Origin of the sequence: Kangiella aquimarina DSM 16071, from assembly GCF_000374105.1 — a bacterium.
Classification (GTDB): domain Bacteria; phylum Pseudomonadota; class Gammaproteobacteria; order Enterobacterales; family Kangiellaceae; genus Kangiella; species Kangiella aquimarina.
Window position 1 is genome coordinate 536,999 of the sequence record NZ_KB893651.1, and the last position, 18,247, is coordinate 555,245.

Sequence of the window (18,247 nt, forward strand, 5' to 3'; positions counted from 1 at the left end):
GCATTTTTTTGTGCCTGAGAGAAATTCGAGGTTGTAGGGTTGCTAATTATGTGACTGCCTGCCGAGTAATGAGATTGTTGTGTCGCAGTAGGATTTATTCAAATGACTGCTATGTATCATTAATCACTAGTCTTATCTTTAAACTCACACAAGTCTTCAATGATGCAGCTGCCGCAGCGGGGTTTTCTGGCCAGGCAAGTATAGCGGCCATGTAGTATGAGCCAGTGGTGAGCGTCTAAAAGGAATTCTTTTGGGACAAACTTCAGGAGTTTTTCTTCAACCTGTCTGACATTCTTACCTGGCGCAATTTTTGTTCGGTTGGAGACGCGAAATATGTGGGTATCCACTGCCATGGCAGGCTGTCTGAATGCTGTGTTGAGTACCACATTTGCTGTTTTACGACCAACACCAGCCAGTGCTTCGAGGTCTTTGCGATTATCGGGCACTACCGAGTCATGCTTTTCGATCAAGTCTTTACAGCATGAAATCACATTTTTGGCTTTACTGTTAAACAGTCCGATGGTCTTTATGTACTCTTTGAGTCCCTCTTCTCCAAGGGCATAAATAGCCTCTGGGGTGTTAGCCACCGGAAATAGCTTGCGAGTAGCTTTATTGACACCAACATCGGTTGCCTGAGCGGAAAGGATGACTGCTATTAACAACTCAAACGTTGAGTTGTATTCCAGTTCAGTGGTTGGATTGGGATTATTGTCACGCAGTCGCTCAAATATTTCCTGGCGCTTCGTTTTATTCATGCCCTAACGCCTCTTCATTTTTGATTGGTGACGTCTTGGTAGCTTTTGCCTGTTCGGCTCGTTTGTTATCAATACCGTTTTTGATGGCAATTAAAATCCCAAGACCAACAAAGGCGCCTGGCGGGAGTATGGCAAACAGGAAGGTAGAGTCCGTCAGATAGAACGAAATTGTTAAGTCAATGGCCCATTCGCCGAATAACTGTTCCGCACCTGAGAAGAGGGTGCCCTGACCAATCATTTCGCGTAGTGCGCCAAGTGTACAAAGAACCGCGGTAAATCCTAAGCCCTGCATCACTCCATCCAGCAACGATGGGAAGAATTTGTTTTTAGAGGCAAAGGCTTCAGCGCGACCAATAATGGCACAGTTGGTAACGATAAGCGGAATAAATATGCCCAGCGTCAGATACAATTCATAGGTAAAGGCATTCATGATTAAACCAACATTGGTCACAAAGCTGGCGATCATCATCACGAAAATCGGGATTCGGATTTCTTTAGGAATATAATTGCGGACCAGCGATACGGAAGCATTGGATCCAGCTAAAACCCAGGTAGTGGCTAGCCCAAGAGCAAGACCATTGATGAAGGTATTACTAACTGCCAAAAGTGGACAAAGACCCAGCAGTTGAACGAGCGCCGGGTTGTTATCCCATAGCCCGTTTTTGATAATCGTTTTATGTTCGGAATTAATCATTAGCTCCTCCACAGTTTTGTGGTCCTTCAAAAAGCTGCTGCTTGTTGTCTTCGAAGAATTCTAATGTCGTTGCGACTTGCTGGATAACTGCTCTTGGGGTGATGGTGGCACCGGTAAAGGCATCAAACTGGCCGCCGTCTTTACTGACAGCCCAGCCCTCAATATCAGGATTACTCAAGGATTTACCTTCGAAATCTAAAATCCAGTCACTTTTCTTTGCATCGACCTTGTCACCAAGACCTGGTGTTTCCTTATGGTCCGTTACTCGTACTCCAGCAATGGTGCCGTCTTGATAAATGCCAACAACCATGGCGATTTTTCCACTGTAACCGTTAGGTGCAATCGATTCCATAACCACAGCCACAGGTTCACCATTTTTGCGCATCCGGTAAGCTTTCAGAGGCTTCTTGGAGCCGAGCGCTTTGGCATCCTGAATTAAGGTGCAATCATGATATACATCATTATCATATTCATCTTCTGCTACCAGCTGATTCAAAGTTCGAGCTAAGGCCGCTTCCATTTCGCCAGCGATGGTGTCACGAGTTATATAATAAGTTACTGCGATCAGGCCCACGCATATCGCGGCAAAAATCGCCAGAATTAAACCGTTCTTACTGATCATTTTAGTGAGCATCAGTATCTCCCTGCTGACGTTTTACTTTGTGACCATAGACTTTAGGCTTGGTGTAGTAATCAAGCATTGGCACAGTCATATTCATCAACAAAACCGCAAAAGCAATGGCGTCTGGATAACCACCGAAGGTTCTGATAATAACGGTGATGACACCGATACCCAAACCAAATATCCAACGACCTTTCGGAGTAGTTGATGCTGTCACGGGGTCAGTGGCGATAAAGAAAGCACCCAGCATGGTGGCGCCAGCAAACAGGTGGAAGCTGGGTGAAAGGTAGTGGTCGCTGTTGCCGGCGAACAACACAAAAGACATGATGATCATGCCCAACAGTACACCGGCTGGAATCTGCCAGCCGATAACTTTACGGAACATCAAGAATAGCCCGCCTGCAAGAAAACCAATGTTAACCCATTGCCATCCAGAACCTGATAGGCCGCTTATAACTGCATCCTTTTCAATTTCGGCCAGACGGTAACCTTGCGCTAATTCAGTTTTCACATGATCTAGGGGCGTTGCCATGGTAAATCCATCAACGCCCAATCGAGTTGCAGTCATTGGCTCTCCTGCCATGCTTGTGCCAGTGAAGATATAGGCCACGGCATCGAGGAAGTTGACTGGATTCTGTGCAAGCTCAGCAGGAGGCAACCAAGATGTCATCTCAAGTGGAAACGAAATCAGTAACAGTACATAGCCAACCATAGCTGGATTAAACAGGTTGTTACCAAGACCACCATAAACGTGTTTTGCAAAAACGATTGCAAAGGCAACTCCTATTACCGTCATCCACCAGGGAAGAAGAGGGGGTAGGGCAAGAGCTAACAGCCAGGCGGTTACCAATGCGCTGCCATCAAATAATATGGGTAATACAGGGCGCTGACGAACTTTGAGAATTAAAGCCTCTGTAACCAGAGCTGTAGCGCAGGCCAATATCAGGTTGATGATGACGCCAAATCCAAAGAAGTAAACCAATGCAAATAGGCCCGGGAGCGTAGCAAAAATTACCCACAGCATCAGCTCGGTAACGGATGTTGGTTTCTTAGCAAATGGCGAAGAAATCAGGCTCATGCATCAGTATCCTTTTGGTCATTGCTTTCGGTCTTTGTATCAGAATCATCTTGCTGTGCTTTCTTGGCTTTTACGCGAGCCAATGCTGCGGCAACTGCAGCCTTTTTAGCATCATCTTCACCAGCGGCTTCAGCTGCTTTGCGTCTAGCTTCTGCTGCCTTACGGTGTTTTTCAGCCTTCTCTCTTTTGACGCGTTCCAATCGTTCATTACGAGCCTCATGACGCAGACGAGCTTTATCAGCTTTAGTTTTCTCAACTTTCTGATTGCGAATGGTCGACTTGGCATAACGATAGTACTGAACCAATGGGATATCGCTAGGGCATACATAAGCGCAGGCACCACATTCAATGCAATCAAACAGGTCATATTCTTCGGCTTTTTCAAACTCATCAGCTTTGGCATGCCAGTAGAGTTGTTGTGGCAACAATGAAGCCGGACAGGCATCCATACAGGCACCACAGCGAATACAGGGTAGAGCTAAATGATCATGTTTGAGTTCTTTGGGGGCAGCCATAATGATGCAGTTGGTTGCTTTGACAATACCGACTTTCGGATTCGGTAACTCAAAGCCCATCATGGGACCGCCCATAACCAAAACACCAGGATTTGTGGCATTACAGAATGACATCAAGTGTTCAACAGGGGTACCAAAAGGCACTTCATAATTACCTGGCTTTTGGCAGGCCTCACCGGTTAGTGTTACTACTCTGGATACCAGGGGCTTACCAAACTCAAAGGCTTCATAAATGGCAACACAGGTTGCTACATTATGCATGACCAAACCCAAATCAGCAGGTAAACCACCATGCGGGACTTCTTCACCCGTTAGTAACTGGATGAGCTGTTTTTCGCCTCCGCTTGGATATTTGGTGGGCACCACTGCAATTTTGACCGTATCCATTTCTAATTGTTTGCGTGCATCGACTAAGGCGTCAATCGCGTTGGGCTTGTTGTCCTCAATGCCGACAATGATGTTGATATCATCGTACAGATGACTAATGATTTGTGCGCCTCGTAAGACGTCTGCTGCTCGCTCCTGGAGTAGGCGATCATCACAGGTAATATAGGGTTCACACTCTGCTGCATTGATAATCAGGGTATCAATCCCTGATTCTCGCTTAAGCTTGATATGAGTGGGGAATGAGGCGCCGCCGAGCCCGACAATGCCACTCTCGCAAATATGAGCGAGTATTTCAGCCCGTTCCAATTCATGGATATTCTTTTTAGGGAACAGTTCGCACCATTGATCCTTGCTATCAGTTTCAATAACCACACATAAGTCATCAAGACCGGAAGGGTGCGCAATCGGACGCTTTTCAATGGCAACAACTGTTCCTGAGCAGGGGGCATGTTGGAAGGTACTGAAAATACCATCACTTTCAGCAATGACCTGTCCTTTTAATACTTTGTCTCCAACATTGACGATGGGTAGCGAGCGGTTGCCTGCCTGTCCCTTGAGGTTGATGGCTAATTGCTGAGGTAGCGGAATTTTTTGAATCGGTGTCTGGTTCGACTCAAGTTTATGTTCCTTGGGATGTATCCCACCATGGAATTCAAAAATGGGAATTTCAGATTTGTAGTTAGAGCGTTCCATTAAGAGCTCTCCTTACTAAAAATCTGCTTAATAGGGATCTGGTTTAATTCCATCTGATCAGGTTGTTGCCATTTCCAGGTGGAAACTGTCTGCGGAATTTCAATCATATCGATGCAGTCCACAGGGCAGGGCTCAACGCATAAGTCACAGCCAGTGCACTCGTCAATAATGACGGTATGCATTAATTTGGGAGCGCCTAGAATGGCATCGACTGGGCAGGCCTGAATACATTTGGTGCAGCCAATACATTCGTCTTCGCGAATGTAGGCAACACGGGGAGGTTTTTCCTCGCCACGTTCTTCATCCAATGGAATGACTTCGCGCCCCAACAGGTCGGCCAGAGCTTTAACACCTGCTTCACCGCCAGGTGGGCATTTGTTAATTTCATCGCCATTGGCAATGGCTTCTGCGTAGGGTTTACAGCCTGGATAGCCACACTGACCACACTGAGTCTGCGGCAGTATGTCATTGATCTGATCAACGATAGGATCGCCTTCGACTTTAAATTTTACCGAGGCAAAGCCGAGAATGGCCCCAAATACAAGGCCGAGCACAGCAAGAATAATAACTGCTACCAGTAAATCCATGGGCAACCTTAAAGTTTAACGAGGCCGGAAAAGCCCATGAATGCCAGTGACATTAGCCCGGCTGTGATCATCGCAATAGATGCACCCTTGAACGGTAAAGGTACATCCGCTGCCGCCAGGCGTTCACGCATGGCTGCAAATAATATGAGAACCAGTGAAAAGCCGACTGCAGCACCGAAGCCGTAAATCACTGACTGAACAAAGTTATGAGCCTCATTAACGTTAAGCAGTGCTACGCCCAACACAGCGCAGTTGGTGGTAATCAGTGGCAGGAATATTCCCAGTAACCGATAAAGAATCGGACTGGTCTTGTGAATAATCATTTCCGTCAATTGCACCATAACGGCAATGACCAAAATAAAGGAAAGTGTTTGCAAATACTCCATGCCGAGAGGCGCAAGGATGAAGGTATTAACAATGTAACTGAGCGCGGAAGCCAGTGTCAGTACAAAGGTGGTTGCCACTGACATGCCAATAGCTGTTTCCAGTTTTCCGGAGACACCCATGAATGGACAAAGTCCAAGGAACTTCACCAGAACAAAATTATTGACCAAAACGGTACCGATAAAGAGTAGCAAATACTCGCCCATCAGCTGATAACACCTTGTTTTTGCGCAATTTTCGCGACGGAGTGAATCGAAGCAGGCAATTAGTAAAACTTGCCATCGAAAGACTGCATATTATGAGGGATAGCCGGTTTCTAAACAACCATAGAAAGTTTAAGGGAAATGACGTGGATCAAGGGCATAAGGAAGTAGTGGTCACCATTTGGGGAGGGCGATTCGTGAATCGCCCGTACGAAGAGGGTGGCAGAGTTTTGCTGGGAGCATCCTATGGAGCAGGTCAGGCTCGTGCGTTGAATTGGATTAAGTTTGTAGGGGCGATTCATGAATCGCTCTAAAAAACTTTTGCTCGAAGGTTATAGATTATTGTTAGGGTTAAGCCTGTCAAGTTCCCATTTTAATGGGTTGTTTGCTATGTACTCTCTAATTCTATAAAGTTCAGCTTCATTTCTCACAACTCTATCCCAGTAACCACGCATCCAGAGTGTTTTTCCCTTCCGGTCAAGAACTTGATTGATTAATTTAGAGGTTTGCATTTTATACTTACCAACTACTTTAGGTATTAACATTTTCCTTCTTGTAGTATTCGCGTGATCATTAGTATTAGTCTGTACTAGCCGTTGCTCAGAGTGTTCCAAAAGATGTATTAATCCATGGAAATGGTTTGGCATTACTACCCACTCATCACTTTTTATACCTGGAAATGAGCTAATAGTAGTTTTCCATTGCTGCTCTACGATTTTTCCAAGCTGATTACACCTCATTTCCCCATCCCCTATACTTCCAAACAAGCAAGAGTGGTTGTGTACGCAAATTGTTACGAAATAGAGGCCGGGTGTTGAGTAGTTATATGTCTGTAGACGAGTCGATTTTCGTCCTTGAGTTTTATTCATACGAAGCTCCTTTTGGAAGGATTCAATCAAAATTAATTTTGTATTTCAAATAACGAGGTATCTGTTAAATAACCATTAGTTATTGGGCGATTCCTGAATCGCCCCTACAGGAGGCAAGGAAAAACATTTTTTTTGTGCTTTGCGAATCGCCCACTGGGTCAACCTCTCACTAACAAGAGGCTGTGTAGAATTTGTGTAGGGGCGATTCACGAATCGCCCTTTGAAAGGGGTAACCATTGAATTGCCAAGCAAATGATTTAGCACATGATCAAGGTCATGCTCTATTTGCTGAGTCATTTTTATAATGAGCTATCTTAACGAATCAAAACATTATATGACCCAAGTATCCGATCTCCTTCATTTTTCACTGACTGAAAAATTAACAGCAACACTTCAACCCAAATTAGCAGCGCTATTGGCACCACAAAGACTGAGTTCCTGCATCAGCTTCGTGCCACAAGTGGCTAACCGAAGGCTTATTGAAGCAGTTCTGAATCGTGTGTTAAAGGAACAGATTACCGATGGCGACTTTGATTATTTGACTGGCAAATGGTTACAGGTTGAAATCAGGGATGCCCAGTTATTTACAACCATAGGTTTTAGAAATCATCAGTTCGTGTGTCGTCAGATCGCTCAGGAGTCATCTGATGCAGACGCGCGTTTATCAGTATTTACTGCGGATGCTATTGATTTAGTGCAGCAAAAAATTGATCCGGATACCTTGTTTTTCCAACGTAAACTGACCATTGGTGGTGACACAGAGCTAGCCCACCATGTCAAAAACACATTGGATACACTTGATTCTGATGCGATACCTAAAATGATAAAAACATTGCTACAGAAATATCAGGCAATCATTTCAAGACCGGCCATCTGAAACCAGTAACCATTGCAGTATTCTCGGCTGTCATCAGTAAAGTCTACTAGAGGCTGGTTGTTTGCAGTGGCCTGGGTTAATGATTTGATGACCTGCAAGGTGGTGTCAGGCGCTACCGGTACAATCCGGGCATAGTCAATTCCTGCCGCGTAAAGTTTCTGCCAGTGATTGAGCAGGTTGCTGACTTTGCCGGACTGGGTTTGAATGCCATTGATCTGAGCAAAGCTATCACCTTCGCGAGTTTTTACAGGAATACCTTCAACATCATCTTTGCATTTAAACTGACAGCGATCTTTGGGTAAATCATGATGACGCGCAGTAAAGCATCGTGCTGAATAGGCCAGTGGCATTCTTCCATAAACTTGATACTCAAGTTCGACACCCAGCTCCTGTGCCTTGGGGATAACCGGCTTGAGATCTTGTTGGCCAAGTTCCACCGGAATGTTCCAGCGGGTCATGCCTAATTTATGAAATAGGCTTAACGACTGGTTGTTATAAATATTGATGGCATTACCAGAGACAAAATGTTTGCCTGCCTGATTGGCTACCTGAATAGCCGACATATCATTGGCTTCGACCAGAAACTCTTTCTGTTGCACGACCTTTTTCAGATAGCTGAGCTCGGACTCAGCTTCGAGCAAGGTCATGGTTGATAAGACCACTTGCTTGCCTTTGCCTTGTAAAAAGATTCCAGCATCAATCCAGTCCTGAAGCGTCATACTGCGACGTTTTGAGCAAACCGTTTCACCAAGATAGACGGTATCTATGTCTGTTTCAGCTACTTGATGATAAAAGTCCTGATAGGCCTGTTGAGTCCAAAAATAGGGAACTGCTGCGAGTGATGTTTTCATAGTCGTTATTGCCAGCTTCTTTCGTAGGCACCAATCGTTGTCTGTCGACCTTCTGACAGTGCGGTGAGTTTTTGTTTATCTTGTTCGTTGGGTTTTGCGGAATTGGATATGACCGAATCGATAGCCTTGCGCCAGACATTGGCCACTGTTTCTATGTAAGCTGGACTGCGTTGTCTGCCTTCAATTTTTATCGCCACGACGCCTGCCTGATGCAGTTCCGGTAAAATATCCATAGTGTTCAAACTGGTTGGCTCTTCCAGCGCGTATTCAATATTACCTTGTACTTCAAAGCGACCTTTGCACAAGGTTGGATAGCCAGCATTTTCGCCTTCTTCAAACTGGTCGATTAGCAAGTTGTTTAAGCGGCTCTTGAGTACACCATCGTTTTCTTCCCAACGCACATGCGAAGAGGGCGAGCAAACACCCTGTGTATTGGGTGATTCACCGGTCAGGTAGGAAGATAAGTAGCAACGACCTTCGGCCATGATGCACAGACTACCAAATCCAAACACCTCAATTTCTACTGGTGACTTCTGCGCCAATTGCGTGACCTGCTTGAGTGATAATACGCGTGGTAAGACTGCGCGCCTGATGGCAAAGTTCTGGTGATAAAAATTCAGAGCCTCAAGGTTGGTTGCCGATGCCTGCACTGACAAATGAATGGGAAAGTCATCAGAGCGCGAACGGATATAATCCATGACGCCAGTATCAGCAACAATCAGACTATCAATACCAATCCCCATCGCCATATCGACACTGGAGGCCCAGGTTTTCCAACCGTCTTGCCTGGGATATGTATTGATAGCACAGTAGATCTTGCAGTTGTTTCTATGTGCGTAATCGATACCTTTCAATAAGTGCTTTTCGCTGAAGTTTAGGCCTGAGAAGTGGCGGGCGTTGGTTTCATTTTTGAAGCCTATATAAACAGCATTGGCGCCTTGATCGACTGCTTTAACTAATGAAGGGTAATTACCGGCAGGGCATACTAATTCCATGAGCTGCTTACCCTGCCTGTTTGGTATTTTTGAGCAGCTGTAGATTTAAGCTGGCATTGAAGATGGCGCGGAAGATACAGACCAGATCCAACTGATGATACAGAGTCGGGTTTCTCGAACAGATATTGTTGATGATTTGACGTTCGCGTTCGGGACAATGCAGCGGTAAACCGAGCTCGCCTTTTATATCGGAAATATTATCGATAACTTGAGAGCGTTGCTTTAATAGACTCAACAGCTGTTCATCGATGGTATCTATCTGTGAGCGTAATTGATCAAGTGGCATCATGGTATTTCTCCCCGGCACTCTTTAAAAGCTATAGGCATAACTCATTAATGGGCACATTCTAGGTGTAGCTATTGTTAAAGCCCTTGATATGAATCAAACAAAGAGGGATGTTTTTATACTTACAGGAAGGGTTAGCTCTTGAGCGTTATCCATCAAGCTTATGTCTCATTCTAGAGCTAATAAAAAGAGCAGCCTTCGACTTTGTTTCGATATGGTTTACACTGACCGCAACTTTGAATAAATTTAATTGTGATTTATATGATTCGTCCAGTTCTTCATACCTTAACTAGCTTATTACTGACTTTGACGGTGAGCTTTTCGGCTTATGCCAGCTCAGAGAGTAAGGAAGCCCCAGCCATTATTGATTATCAGAGTATCCATCATCCGGTGGTTGCAGAAAAAGGCATGGTAGTGTCGCAGCAGTATATTGCTAGCCGTGTAGGGCGAGATATTCTGAAAAAAGGAGGCAATGCGGTTGATGCCGCGGTTGCCACCGCGTTTGCCTTGGCCGTGGTGCTTCCCCGTGCAGGGAACCTGGGTGGTGGTGGCTTCATGCTGATCCACCTTGCAGAGAAAGACCAAACAGTCGCTATTGATTATCGTGAAATGGCACCCGCTCAAGCGCACCGCAACCTATTTCTTTATGCTGACGGTAACGTGGATCCTCAGAAGGCTCGATTCAGTCATCTGTCGTCTGGTGTGCCGGGCACAGTTGCAGGCATGGAGTTGGCGCTCAAGCAATATGGAACCATGACGATCAAAGAGGTGATTCAACCGGCAATTGATTTGGCCGAGAATGGTTTTGAAGTGACCTGGGATCTTTCCAATAACTTAGAACGTCGCCGTACAAGAATGCAAAATGAAGCGACCAAAAAAGCTTTTTATAAACCAGATGGCTCTAGTTACCAGGCTGGCGAAATTTTAAAACAACCTGATTTGGCCTGGTCGTTAAAGCAGATTCAGAAATACGGCGCAAAAGCCTTCTACCAAGGTGAAATTGCTAAGCGTATCGCAGCGGATATGACGCAGCATGGTGGTTTAATAACCCTGGAAGATTTGGCCAATTATAAGCCGGTTGTGCGCAAGCCATTAATTGGAGACTATCGTGGGCATCAGGTTGTGACTATGCCACCATCCAGTTCCGGTGGCGTCCATCTGATTCAAATGCTGAATATTCTTGAGCATTTTTCGCTAAAAGAAATGGGTTCTAATTCAGCGAATTCCATACACGTCATGACCGAGAGTATGAAGCGTGCTTATGCCGATCGCAGTAAGCATCTGGGCGATACCGACTTTTATGATGTTCCCATTGACTGGCTGACCAGCAAGGATTATGCGAGCAAGCTGGCTAAGACCATTGAGCTGGATAAAGTGACGCCATCCAGTTCGATTGAAGCGGGCACTAAACCAAAATATGAAAGCCCTGATACCACGCATTTTTCAGTGGTAGACCAATGGGGTAATGCGGTCTCTAATACTTATACACTCAACTTTTCCTATGGCTCAGGTATTGTTGCTGAAGGAACGGGAATTCTGTTGAACAATGAAATGGACGACTTTTCGGCCAAGCCTGGAACTCCCAATGCTTATGGCTTAATTGGCGGCGAAGCCAATGCTATTGAGCCTAAAAAACGTCCATTAAGCTCGATGACTCCAACCATGGTTTTTAAAGACGGTAAAGTTAAGCTTGTAACTGGCAGCCCTGGCGGCAGTCGAATCATTACCACCGTGCTTCAAATGGTGGTGAATGTAATCGACCATGAGATGAATGTCGCAGAAGCGACTCATACTGCAAGATTCCACCATCAATGGCTACCTGACCGATTGTTTGTTGAGCCTGCGATTAACACTGACACGCGTGACCTGCTTAAAGCAAAAGGCTATGAGCTATATGATTCAAGTACTATGGGTAGCACTCAGTCGATTCAGGTCGAAGATTATATTTATGGCTCAGCCGACCCTCGTCGACCAAACGCTGAGGCAGCAGGGTATTAAGCCAGATTTTTTGAGTTTTTTATCGATTTAAAAAGTGGCTTTGAATTTAAAAAGAAAAGGCGAGCTTAGCTCGCCTTTTTAAGTGATTGGTATTTAAGCTTTGTCAGTTTTATCAGAACTGTCATCACCTAAAGTTGGCTCTACCGGAGTTGCCATTTTCTTTTCAGAGGACTTTGCAGTGGCATTTTGATCCGCTGGCTTATTGCCGTTTTGTGCCTGTTTCTTACGCCAAAACTTAAAGCCAAACCAAGCGCCTAGTCCCACCACAAAAATGGTTAAGAATACCCAGATGATGGTTTTTACGCCCGCTAGAAATCCTGCGCTATCACCATCAAATAATAACACTACAGAGTTTAATACAAGTGGCGAATAGGTTTCAGCATAATCCACTGGATGTCCCGGGGTCAGGGCTCCAGCCAGGATTACTGAGGTAATGAACCATTTTACAACGAAGTGCCATTTACGGATGGCATACCAGATGATGGCTACCATCAATATGACCAAGGCAATGTATATGGCCCAGGTTGAGCCATAGCTTGCAAAGGTGGTGACGACCTCCTGTGTGTCGCCAGTTTGCAATGTCTCTGTTGCTGCTACTGTCATGAGTATTTCCTGTTATTATTTGTGAGCTGTTTTACTCGCCGATTACTTTACGCGCATGCCTGGCTTTGCGCCTTCGTCCGGGTTAAGAATCCACAGATCTTTGCCACCTGGCCCTGCTGCCAGTACCATGCCTTCTGACATTCCAAACTTCATCTTACGTGGCGCTAGATTTGCCACCATGACGGTTAACTTGCCTTCAAGTGTTGATGGGTCATAAGCGGCTTTAATACCGGCAAAAACCTGTTTGGTGACGCCATTGCCTAAATCCAGTTGAAGTTTTAGAAGCTTATCTGCTCCCTCTACATGTTCTGCTTTAGCAATTTTAGCGATGCGCAAATCAATCTTGTCAAAGTCACCAAACTGAATTTCTTCTTTAATTGGATCATCTAATTGAGCTTCAGGTTTAGCTTCAGCTTCTAAGTCTTCTTTTGAGTCTTCAATCATTGCTTCAACCTGCTTCATATCGATGCGTTGCATCATCGGTTTAAATTTGTTGATTTCATGTCCAGTTAAAACTTCCTGAGCACTGGCCCAATTCAGGCTATCCAGCTTCAAGAAATCCTGAACTTTGCCAGCCAATTCAGGCAGTACAGGCGCGAGATAAGCGCTCAAGATTTTGAACATATTGATGCCAAGGCTACAGACCTGATGAGCGCGTTCTTTGGTGTCATCATTCTTAACCAGTTTCCATGGCTCTTCATTGGCAATATAAGCATTGGCCTTATCGGCAAGTGCCATTATCTGTTTTACGGCACGGCCAAAATCTCGGTTCTCATAATGCTGAGCTAATTCTTCAGATGCTTCGGTAAATTCTTTAATCAGCTCCGGCTCAATGATGCTGTCGCTTAATTTCCCATCGAACTGTTTGGTAATGAAGCCTGCACAACGACTGGCAATATTAACCAGCTTACCGACCAGATCCGAATTAACGCGTTGGACAAAATCTTCTAAATTAAGGTCAAAGTCATCAATGCGGTTCGACAATTTAGCAGCATAGTAGTAACGCAAAAATTCCGGACGGAAGTGATTCAGGTAAGTACGGGCCTTGATGAAAGTGCCCTTTGATTTGGACATTTTCTGTCCATTGACGGTCACGAAGCCATGAGCCCAGACAGCGCTTGGAGTGCGGTAGCCCGAACCTTCCAGCACCGATGGCCAGAATAGGGTATGGAAATAGATAATGTCTTTGCCGATGAAGTGATAGACTTCTGCGTCGCTATTCTTGCCCCAGAAGTCATCAAAGTTCAAGTCATCACGCTTGTCGCACAGATTCTTGAAGCTGGCCATGTAACCTATCGGTGCATCCAACCACACATAGAAATATTTGCCTTTCTCACCCGGGATTTCCCAACCGAAATAAGGTGCATCGCGTGAAATATCCCATTGGCGGAGGTCATCCAGCCATTCATTCATTTTATTCTGAACTTCTGACTGTACGTGCCCCTCAGCTCCGAGCCATTCGCGCAAGAATCCTTCGAAACCTTTCAGGTCAAAGAAGAAGTGCTCAGATTCTTTTAAAACGGGAGTGGCACCAGACACCGCAGATTTCGGGTTTTTCAACTCAGTTGGACTGTAAGTTGCGCCACAGGCATCGCAATTGTCGCCGTATTGATCTTCGGAGCCACATTTTGGACAGGTTCCTTTGACAAAACGATCTGGCAGGAACATTTCCTTTTCAGGGTCAAATAACTGATTGATGGTTTTTGAGCTGATGTGGCCATTCTCTTTGAGCTTCAGATAAATACCCTGGGTCAGCTCTTTGGATTCTGGGCTGTGGGTACTGTGGAAATTATCGAAACCAATTAGACAGTCCGCAAAATCCTGGGCATGGGCCTGATGACTTTCTTTGATGAAGTCTTCGGGAGTCTTGCCTTCTTTCTGAGCACGCAACATGACTGGCGTACCGTGAGTGTCGTCTGCGCAAACATAAATACACTGATGGCCACGAGATTTCTGGAACCGTACCCAGATGTCAGTTTGCACATATTCCAGCAGGTGACCAATATGAATATCCCCATTGGCATAAGGGAGGGCGCTGGTAACAAGAATTTTGCGTTGTGAGCTCATATTAAAATAGAGTCCTGAAATTGGTTTTGTGATTTCTTACTTAGCCGTGAATACTACTTGTTTTGGGTCAAATTTTCATTAACTAATTCGCTCAAATGTCATGTTCTGGCTTGGTTTTCCGGCCTAAAAGACTTAGACTTTGAGCCACTTTTTTAAATTAGCCGGACAGATTAGCACAATGCTCACTGAACAGCAGATTCACGATGCTCTGAGCCAGTTTAAGCTCAGCCAATTGAACACCGACCTGGTTAGTGCCAAAGCCATTAAAAAGACTGAGGTTGAGGGAAACAAGGTTAGCTTGTCACTCAAGTTCGGTTTCCCGCTAGGCGACTATCAGCAGCAGCTTGAGCAGGAAGTTAGCGAATATCTGAAGTCGCAATTTCCTGATGATGAAGTCACGATTAAGACTTCCTGGCGCGTAGAGGCTCACGCCCATCCCGCGAAAGTACAGGCAATGCCTGATATTAAGAATATTATTGCTGTGGCTTCTGGCAAAGGAGGTGTCGGTAAATCGACCACTTCGGTGAATTTAGCGTTGGCTTTAAGCCATTTGGGTGCCAATGTCGGCATTTTAGATGCCGATATTTATGGTCCCAGCATTCCAATCATGCTCGGATTGCAGGGAAAACATCCCGAAAGTACTGATAAAAAGACGATTCTGCCGGTAGAGAATCATGGCTTACAGTCCATGTCTATTGGCTACCTAGTCAAGCCGGAACAGGCTATGGTTTGGCGCGGGCCTATGGCCAGCGGTGCGCTACAGCAGTTGATTAATGATACTCAATGGCGCGACCTGGACTACTTGATAATAGACTTACCTCCAGGAACCGGCGATATTCAGTTGACCATGGCACAAAAGATACCTGTTACAGCGGCGGTGGTGGTTACAACTCCGCAGGATATTGCGCTGGCGGATGCCCGCAAGGCCGTGACTATGTTCAACAAGGTGTCAGTACCTGTATTGGGCGTGGTAGAGAACATGGCAATGCACACCTGCTCAAACTGCGGTCATCAGGAGCATATCTTTGGTGCTGGTGGCGGTGATAAGCTGGCACAGGAGATCGGTGTTGAGCTATTGGGCAGCTTGCCACTAGCATTATCCATTCGTGAGCAGGCTGATAGTGGTGAGCCAACTGTCGCTACCGACCCATCGAGTGCTGAAAGTCACTTGTATCTTGACATAGCGCAACGCATTGCTGCTAAATTGTCGCTACAAGAGAAAGAGTTTAGAGCTGACTTTCCGACCATCACTATTGATAACAATTGATGATATTCGAATAAGCCTATGCTAAGAGAACTTGGCAAAGAATTAGAACTTAAAGAGAAACGACTATGACAATTAAAGCAGACAAGTGGATCCGCAGAATGGCGGAAAATGAGGGAATGATTGAGCCGTTTGAGCCTGGTCAGGTACGTTACAATGGCGACCACCGTATCGTGTCCTACGGAACCTCAAGCTATGGCTATGACGTGCGCTGTTCTGATGAGTTCAAGATCTTCACTAACATTAACTCAGCGATTGTTGACCCCAAGGCTTTTGACGAGAATAGCTTCGTTGATGTTAAAAGCGATGTCTGTATTATTCCTCCTAACTCTTTTGCATTAGCTCGTACGATTGAATATTTCCGTATTCCTCGTAATGTCTTGACGGTGTGTCTAGGTAAATCGACTTACGCACGTTGCGGAATTATCGTAAACGTAACACCCCTGGAGCCAGAATGGGAAGGGCATGTCACACTCGAGTTTTCAAACACTACGCCTCTGCCAGCAAAAATATATGCCAACGAAGGGGTTGCCCAGATGCTGTTCTATGAGTCAGACGAAGTGTGTGAAACTTCTTACAAGGATCGAGGCGGCAAATATCAGGGACAACGCGGAGTGACTTTGCCTAAAACTTAAAGTTAAGCCTAGATGCGACAAAGCCAAAGATTAAATGTCTTTGGCTTTTTTGTTTGGGAGATGAGGTATCTACTGTTGAGTATAAACTTTTAAAATTGGGTAGTGGTGGTCCCCAAAGTTCAAGGTGAGGGTCTGTGTTTCCCGGCCTTTGAAAGTGACCTTTGTTTCTACAGTGCTTAATCGATCACCATTGGCAAATAATGCCATGATTTGATCACTGACAAAGATGCGGTTGCCGCTTGATGAGTTATGCAGAGTGACCGTGACTCGCCGAGCGCCTTGTTCATTGCTCATGGTCACATAATTGATGACCTCGAAGTCGCTAACATCAGGGTAGATGTTAGCATCGTTGGGAAATTGAAAATCAATATCCTGAGTGATGGCTTTATCGATACTGAGAGCATCGTTTTTATTGTAGTTACTGGCGGCTGTAGAGTAGCAAGACGCCATGGCTAGCAAACCTATTAAAAGTTCTTTTGTTAACATGACTCTTCCTTAAAACTATTCCTTAAAGTTTCCAGTCAGTTGCTACCAGTTTCGCTTCTTCTTCATCGTCTTTTATTCGTTGGATTTGCACCAATAGCATGTCATGGTCAATCGCAAACCAGAAGTTGGTTATGCGGGTTCCTTCTTTTTCTACCAGCTGTAACTTTGCGGTACGAATATTGCTTTGCTTTAGTTTTAGCGTTTCTTCTCCCATCACTTTAAATTCATGATGACGAATACCACCTCTATAGCTGATATCAATGGGCTGTAAGGGTTTTTGTGCCATCAGGTTTTCTCTGACAGCTAATACTTCTGTGAGAGGATCAAGTAAGCCTTCTTGAAGTTGCATGTCCCACTTTTTACCTTCGTATGAGCCTTGCTCACGCATGGCATCCCAGTCAAATTTTTGAATCAAGGTTCGATCCGAACGAAAGCTGGTGTCAGCCAGGCTTTGATAATGAATGGGACGTATAATACCGTCTACCACCTCAAACCGGCTGGTTTCTCTGCGCTTGTCCGACAGCAGATAGTAGCTTATTTTTGATTCCATTGAAGATTGCCACTGACCATTACTCAGCTGCTCTAATGTACGCTTGGCGGTACCGAGTTTATCCCCATCATGGATGACATCATATTGGATGGAGTAGGGTTTTATGGCTTTAAGTTCTGCCTGAGTTGATTCTGCTAGGGGCTCAGCTGTTGCTGTTGCTGTAGTTGTAATAAAGGAAATAAACAGGAATAAAAGCGCGCCCGATAGGAACGCACCAAATGATTTATCAAAGAGAGACGATTTGGTTATCCAACCAGGCTTGACCATTTTTAAATTGCAGGCGGCCGTTGCAGAGCCAGCCAACCACTTCGGGGTATAGCTTATGCTCTTGCTGCTGAATTTTTTGCTGTAAACTTTCTTCAGTATCATCTGCTGTAACATGTATGCTCCGTTGTGCAATGATTGGACCGCCATCCAATTCGGCCGTTACAAAGTGTACACTGGTGCCGTGTTCTTTATCCCCATTTTCAAGCACTCGTCTGTGTGTATTGAGTCCTGGGTATTTAGGTAATAAAGACGGATGGATGTTAAGCATTTTGCCCAGGTAATGCTGAACAAACTCTGAACTAAGAATACGCATAAATCCAGCTAGCACAAGCACATCCGGCTGAAACTGGTCGATAGTTTGGGAAAGAGCCTGTTCAAAATCAGAGCGACTGGCAAATTCGGTATGATCGACAGTTAATGCAGGAATGTCCGACTTTTCAGCACGTTCAAGGCCATAAACACCGGGTCTGTTACTGATTACAGCAGATATACGGCCTTCGATAGCGCCGTTCTTGACGCTATCTATAATGGCCTGAAGGTTACTTCCGTTGCCGGAAATGAGAACAACTATGTTCGACATG

21 protein-coding genes are annotated in these 18,247 nt (G+C 45.2%); 5 read left to right on the forward strand and 16 right to left on the reverse strand.

Annotated features, from left to right (window positions below; translation table 11 throughout):
* Positions 1–119 precede the first annotated feature (119 nt).
* The 7 genes from nth to rsxA are packed head-to-tail and all read right to left on the reverse strand — an operon-like array spanning position 120 to position 5,921.
* On the reverse strand, positions 120–755 hold the full coding sequence (nth, locus tag B158_RS0111835; protein WP_018625598.1) for an endonuclease III: 636 nt from the start codon (positions 753–755) through the stop codon (positions 120–122).
* Positions 748–1,449 carry an electron transport complex subunit E gene (locus tag B158_RS0111840; RefSeq protein ID WP_018625599.1) on the reverse strand — a complete coding sequence of 234 codons (702 nt, stop codon included), beginning with the start codon at positions 1,447–1,449 and terminating at the stop codon, positions 748–750. Before B158_RS0111840 ends, nth begins: the two co-directional genes overlap by 8 nt.
* The gene (gene rsxG, locus B158_RS0111845; RefSeq protein WP_018625600.1) at positions 1,442–2,083 is read right to left on the reverse strand and encodes an electron transport complex subunit RsxG; all 642 of its coding nucleotides are present in this window, start codon (positions 2,081–2,083) and stop codon (positions 1,442–1,444) included. Before rsxG ends, B158_RS0111840 begins: the two co-directional genes overlap by 8 nt.
* Complete coding sequence (gene rsxD / locus B158_RS0111850; RefSeq protein ID WP_018625601.1) at positions 2,073–3,149, reverse strand: electron transport complex subunit RsxD; 1,077 nt, start codon at positions 3,147–3,149, stop codon at positions 2,073–2,075. Before rsxD ends, rsxG begins: the two co-directional genes overlap by 11 nt.
* Positions 3,146–4,744, reverse strand: coding sequence for an electron transport complex subunit RsxC (rsxC, locus tag B158_RS0111855; protein ID WP_018625602.1), 1,599 nt, complete (start codon positions 4,742–4,744; stop codon positions 3,146–3,148). The genes rsxD and rsxC overlap by 4 nt, the downstream gene beginning before the upstream one ends.
* Complete coding sequence (gene rsxB, locus B158_RS0111860; protein WP_018625603.1) at positions 4,744–5,331, reverse strand: electron transport complex subunit RsxB; 588 nt, start codon at positions 5,329–5,331, stop codon at positions 4,744–4,746. The genes rsxC and rsxB overlap by 1 nt, the downstream gene beginning before the upstream one ends.
* 8 nt (positions 5,332–5,339) lie before the next feature.
* Entirely contained in the window at positions 5,340–5,921 is a 582-nt protein-coding gene (rsxA, locus tag B158_RS0111865; RefSeq protein WP_018625604.1) for an electron transport complex subunit RsxA, read from the reverse strand.
* Between the two features lie 143 nt (positions 5,922–6,064).
* On the opposite strand from rsxA, the gene B158_RS0111870 reads away from it, so the two are divergent.
* Positions 6,065–6,232 carry a hypothetical protein gene (locus B158_RS0111870; RefSeq protein ID WP_156823107.1) on the forward strand — a complete coding sequence of 56 codons (168 nt, stop codon included), beginning with the start codon at positions 6,065–6,067 and terminating at the stop codon, positions 6,230–6,232.
* An 18-nt stretch (positions 6,233–6,250) separates the two neighbouring features.
* Here the strand turns inward: B158_RS0111870 and B158_RS13130 are convergent, their stop codons facing one another.
* Positions 6,251–6,787 carry a transposase gene (locus B158_RS13130; protein WP_033414123.1) on the reverse strand — a complete coding sequence of 179 codons (537 nt, stop codon included), beginning with the start codon at positions 6,785–6,787 and terminating at the stop codon, positions 6,251–6,253.
* Positions 6,788–7,121: 334 nt separating this feature from the next.
* Between B158_RS13130 and ubiT the strand changes: the two genes are divergently transcribed.
* Complete coding sequence (ubiT, locus tag B158_RS13135; protein ID WP_228127099.1) at positions 7,122–7,664, forward strand: ubiquinone anaerobic biosynthesis accessory factor UbiT; 543 nt, start codon at positions 7,122–7,124, stop codon at positions 7,662–7,664.
* Here ubiT and B158_RS0111885 read toward each other — a convergent pair.
* The 3 genes from B158_RS0111885 to B158_RS0111895 are packed head-to-tail and all read right to left on the reverse strand — an operon-like array spanning position 7,634 to position 9,799.
* Positions 7,634–8,515 carry a U32 family peptidase gene (locus tag B158_RS0111885; RefSeq protein ID WP_018625608.1) on the reverse strand — a complete coding sequence of 294 codons (882 nt, stop codon included), beginning with the start codon at positions 8,513–8,515 and terminating at the stop codon, positions 7,634–7,636. The two genes, ubiT and B158_RS0111885, sit on opposite strands and share 31 nt — an antisense overlap.
* 5 nt (positions 8,516–8,520) lie before the next feature.
* Positions 8,521–9,510, reverse strand: a complete 990-nt coding sequence (gene ubiU, locus B158_RS0111890; protein ID WP_018625609.1) for a ubiquinone anaerobic biosynthesis protein UbiU — start codon at positions 9,508–9,510, stop codon at positions 8,521–8,523.
* A gap of 7 nt (positions 9,511–9,517) precedes the next feature.
* A complete protein-coding gene (locus B158_RS0111895) occupies positions 9,518–9,799 on the reverse strand; it encodes a chorismate mutase (protein ID WP_018625610.1) in 282 nt (93 codons plus the stop codon).
* 258 nt (positions 9,800–10,057) lie between these two features.
* Here B158_RS0111895 and ggt point away from each other — a divergent pair, with 258 nt between their 5' ends.
* The gene (gene ggt, locus B158_RS0111900) at positions 10,058–11,794 is read left to right on the forward strand and encodes a gamma-glutamyltransferase (RefSeq protein ID WP_018625611.1); all 1,737 of its coding nucleotides are present in this window, start codon (positions 10,058–10,060) and stop codon (positions 11,792–11,794) included.
* A gap of 93 nt (positions 11,795–11,887) precedes the next feature.
* Here the strand turns inward: ggt and B158_RS0111905 are convergent, their stop codons facing one another.
* Together B158_RS0111905 and metG are read right to left on the reverse strand one after the other, a co-directional pair.
* On the reverse strand, positions 11,888–12,397 hold the full coding sequence (locus tag B158_RS0111905) for a hypothetical protein (RefSeq protein ID WP_018625612.1): 510 nt from the start codon (positions 12,395–12,397) through the stop codon (positions 11,888–11,890).
* A 42-nt stretch (positions 12,398–12,439) separates the two neighbouring features.
* Positions 12,440–14,464, reverse strand: coding sequence for a methionine--tRNA ligase (metG, locus tag B158_RS0111910; RefSeq protein WP_018625613.1), 2,025 nt, complete (start codon positions 14,462–14,464; stop codon positions 12,440–12,442).
* Positions 14,465–14,642: 178 nt separating this feature from the next.
* Here metG and apbC point away from each other — a divergent pair, with 178 nt between their 5' ends.
* A complete protein-coding gene (gene apbC, locus B158_RS0111915) occupies positions 14,643–15,731 on the forward strand; it encodes an iron-sulfur cluster carrier protein ApbC (protein ID WP_018625614.1) in 1,089 nt (362 codons plus the stop codon).
* A gap of 65 nt (positions 15,732–15,796) precedes the next feature.
* Entirely contained in the window at positions 15,797–16,363 is a 567-nt protein-coding gene (gene dcd, locus B158_RS0111920; protein ID WP_018625615.1) for a dCTP deaminase, read from the forward strand.
* A 69-nt stretch (positions 16,364–16,432) separates the two neighbouring features.
* Here the strand turns inward: dcd and B158_RS0111925 are convergent, their stop codons facing one another.
* From B158_RS0111925 to purN, 3 genes are read right to left on the reverse strand one after another with little or no spacing between them, the layout of a single operon-like run.
* A complete protein-coding gene (locus B158_RS0111925) occupies positions 16,433–16,849 on the reverse strand; it encodes a hypothetical protein (protein ID WP_018625616.1) in 417 nt (138 codons plus the stop codon).
* 22 nt (positions 16,850–16,871) lie between these two features.
* Entirely contained in the window at positions 16,872–17,666 is a 795-nt protein-coding gene (locus B158_RS0111930) for a DUF3108 domain-containing protein (protein ID WP_018625617.1), read from the reverse strand.
* On the reverse strand, positions 17,626–18,246 hold the full coding sequence (gene purN / locus B158_RS0111935) for a phosphoribosylglycinamide formyltransferase (protein ID WP_018625618.1): 621 nt from the start codon (positions 18,244–18,246) through the stop codon (positions 17,626–17,628). Before purN ends, B158_RS0111930 begins: the two co-directional genes overlap by 41 nt.
* Position 18,247: the final 1 nt, after the last annotated feature.

Coding starts and splice junctions, on each gene's coding strand:
- nth (WP_018625598.1), bottom strand. CDS start 755: ATGAATAAAACGAAGCGCCAGGAAATATTTGAGCGACTGCGTGACAAT.
- B158_RS0111840 (WP_018625599.1), bottom strand. CDS start 1,449: ATGATTAATTCCGAACATAAAACGATTATCAAAAACGGGCTATGGGAT.
- rsxG (WP_018625600.1), bottom strand. CDS start 2,083: ATGCTCACTAAAATGATCAGTAAGAACGGTTTAATTCTGGCGATTTTT.
- rsxD (WP_018625601.1), bottom strand. CDS start 3,149: ATGAGCCTGATTTCTTCGCCATTTGCTAAGAAACCAACATCCGTTACC.
- rsxC (WP_018625602.1), bottom strand. CDS start 4,744: ATGGAACGCTCTAACTACAAATCTGAAATTCCCATTTTTGAATTCCAT.
- rsxB (WP_018625603.1), bottom strand. CDS start 5,331: ATGGATTTACTGGTAGCAGTTATTATTCTTGCTGTGCTCGGCCTTGTA.
- rsxA (WP_018625604.1), bottom strand. CDS start 5,921: ATGGGCGAGTATTTGCTACTCTTTATCGGTACCGTTTTGGTCAATAAT.
- B158_RS13130 (WP_033414123.1), bottom strand. CDS start 6,787: ATGAATAAAACTCAAGGACGAAAATCGACTCGTCTACAGACATATAAC.
- ubiT (WP_228127099.1), top strand. CDS start 7,122: ATGACCCAAGTATCCGATCTCCTTCATTTTTCACTGACTGAAAAATTA.
- B158_RS0111885 (WP_018625608.1), bottom strand. CDS start 8,515: ATGAAAACATCACTCGCAGCAGTTCCCTATTTTTGGACTCAACAGGCC.
- ubiU (WP_018625609.1), bottom strand. CDS start 9,510: ATGGAATTAGTATGCCCTGCCGGTAATTACCCTTCATTAGTTAAAGCA.
- B158_RS0111895 (WP_018625610.1), bottom strand. CDS start 9,799: ATGATGCCACTTGATCAATTACGCTCACAGATAGATACCATCGATGAA.
- ggt (WP_018625611.1), top strand. CDS start 10,058: ATGATTCGTCCAGTTCTTCATACCTTAACTAGCTTATTACTGACTTTG.
- B158_RS0111905 (WP_018625612.1), bottom strand. CDS start 12,397: ATGACAGTAGCAGCAACAGAGACATTGCAAACTGGCGACACACAGGAG.
- metG (WP_018625613.1), bottom strand. CDS start 14,464: ATGAGCTCACAACGCAAAATTCTTGTTACCAGCGCCCTCCCTTATGCC.
- apbC (WP_018625614.1), top strand. CDS start 14,643: ATGCTCACTGAACAGCAGATTCACGATGCTCTGAGCCAGTTTAAGCTC.
- dcd (WP_018625615.1), top strand. CDS start 15,797: ATGACAATTAAAGCAGACAAGTGGATCCGCAGAATGGCGGAAAATGAG.
- B158_RS0111925 (WP_018625616.1), bottom strand. CDS start 16,849: ATGTTAACAAAAGAACTTTTAATAGGTTTGCTAGCCATGGCGTCTTGC.
- B158_RS0111930 (WP_018625617.1), bottom strand. CDS start 17,666: ATGGTCAAGCCTGGTTGGATAACCAAATCGTCTCTCTTTGATAAATCA.
- purN (WP_018625618.1), bottom strand. CDS start 18,246: ATGTCGAACATAGTTGTTCTCATTTCCGGCAACGGAAGTAACCTTCAG.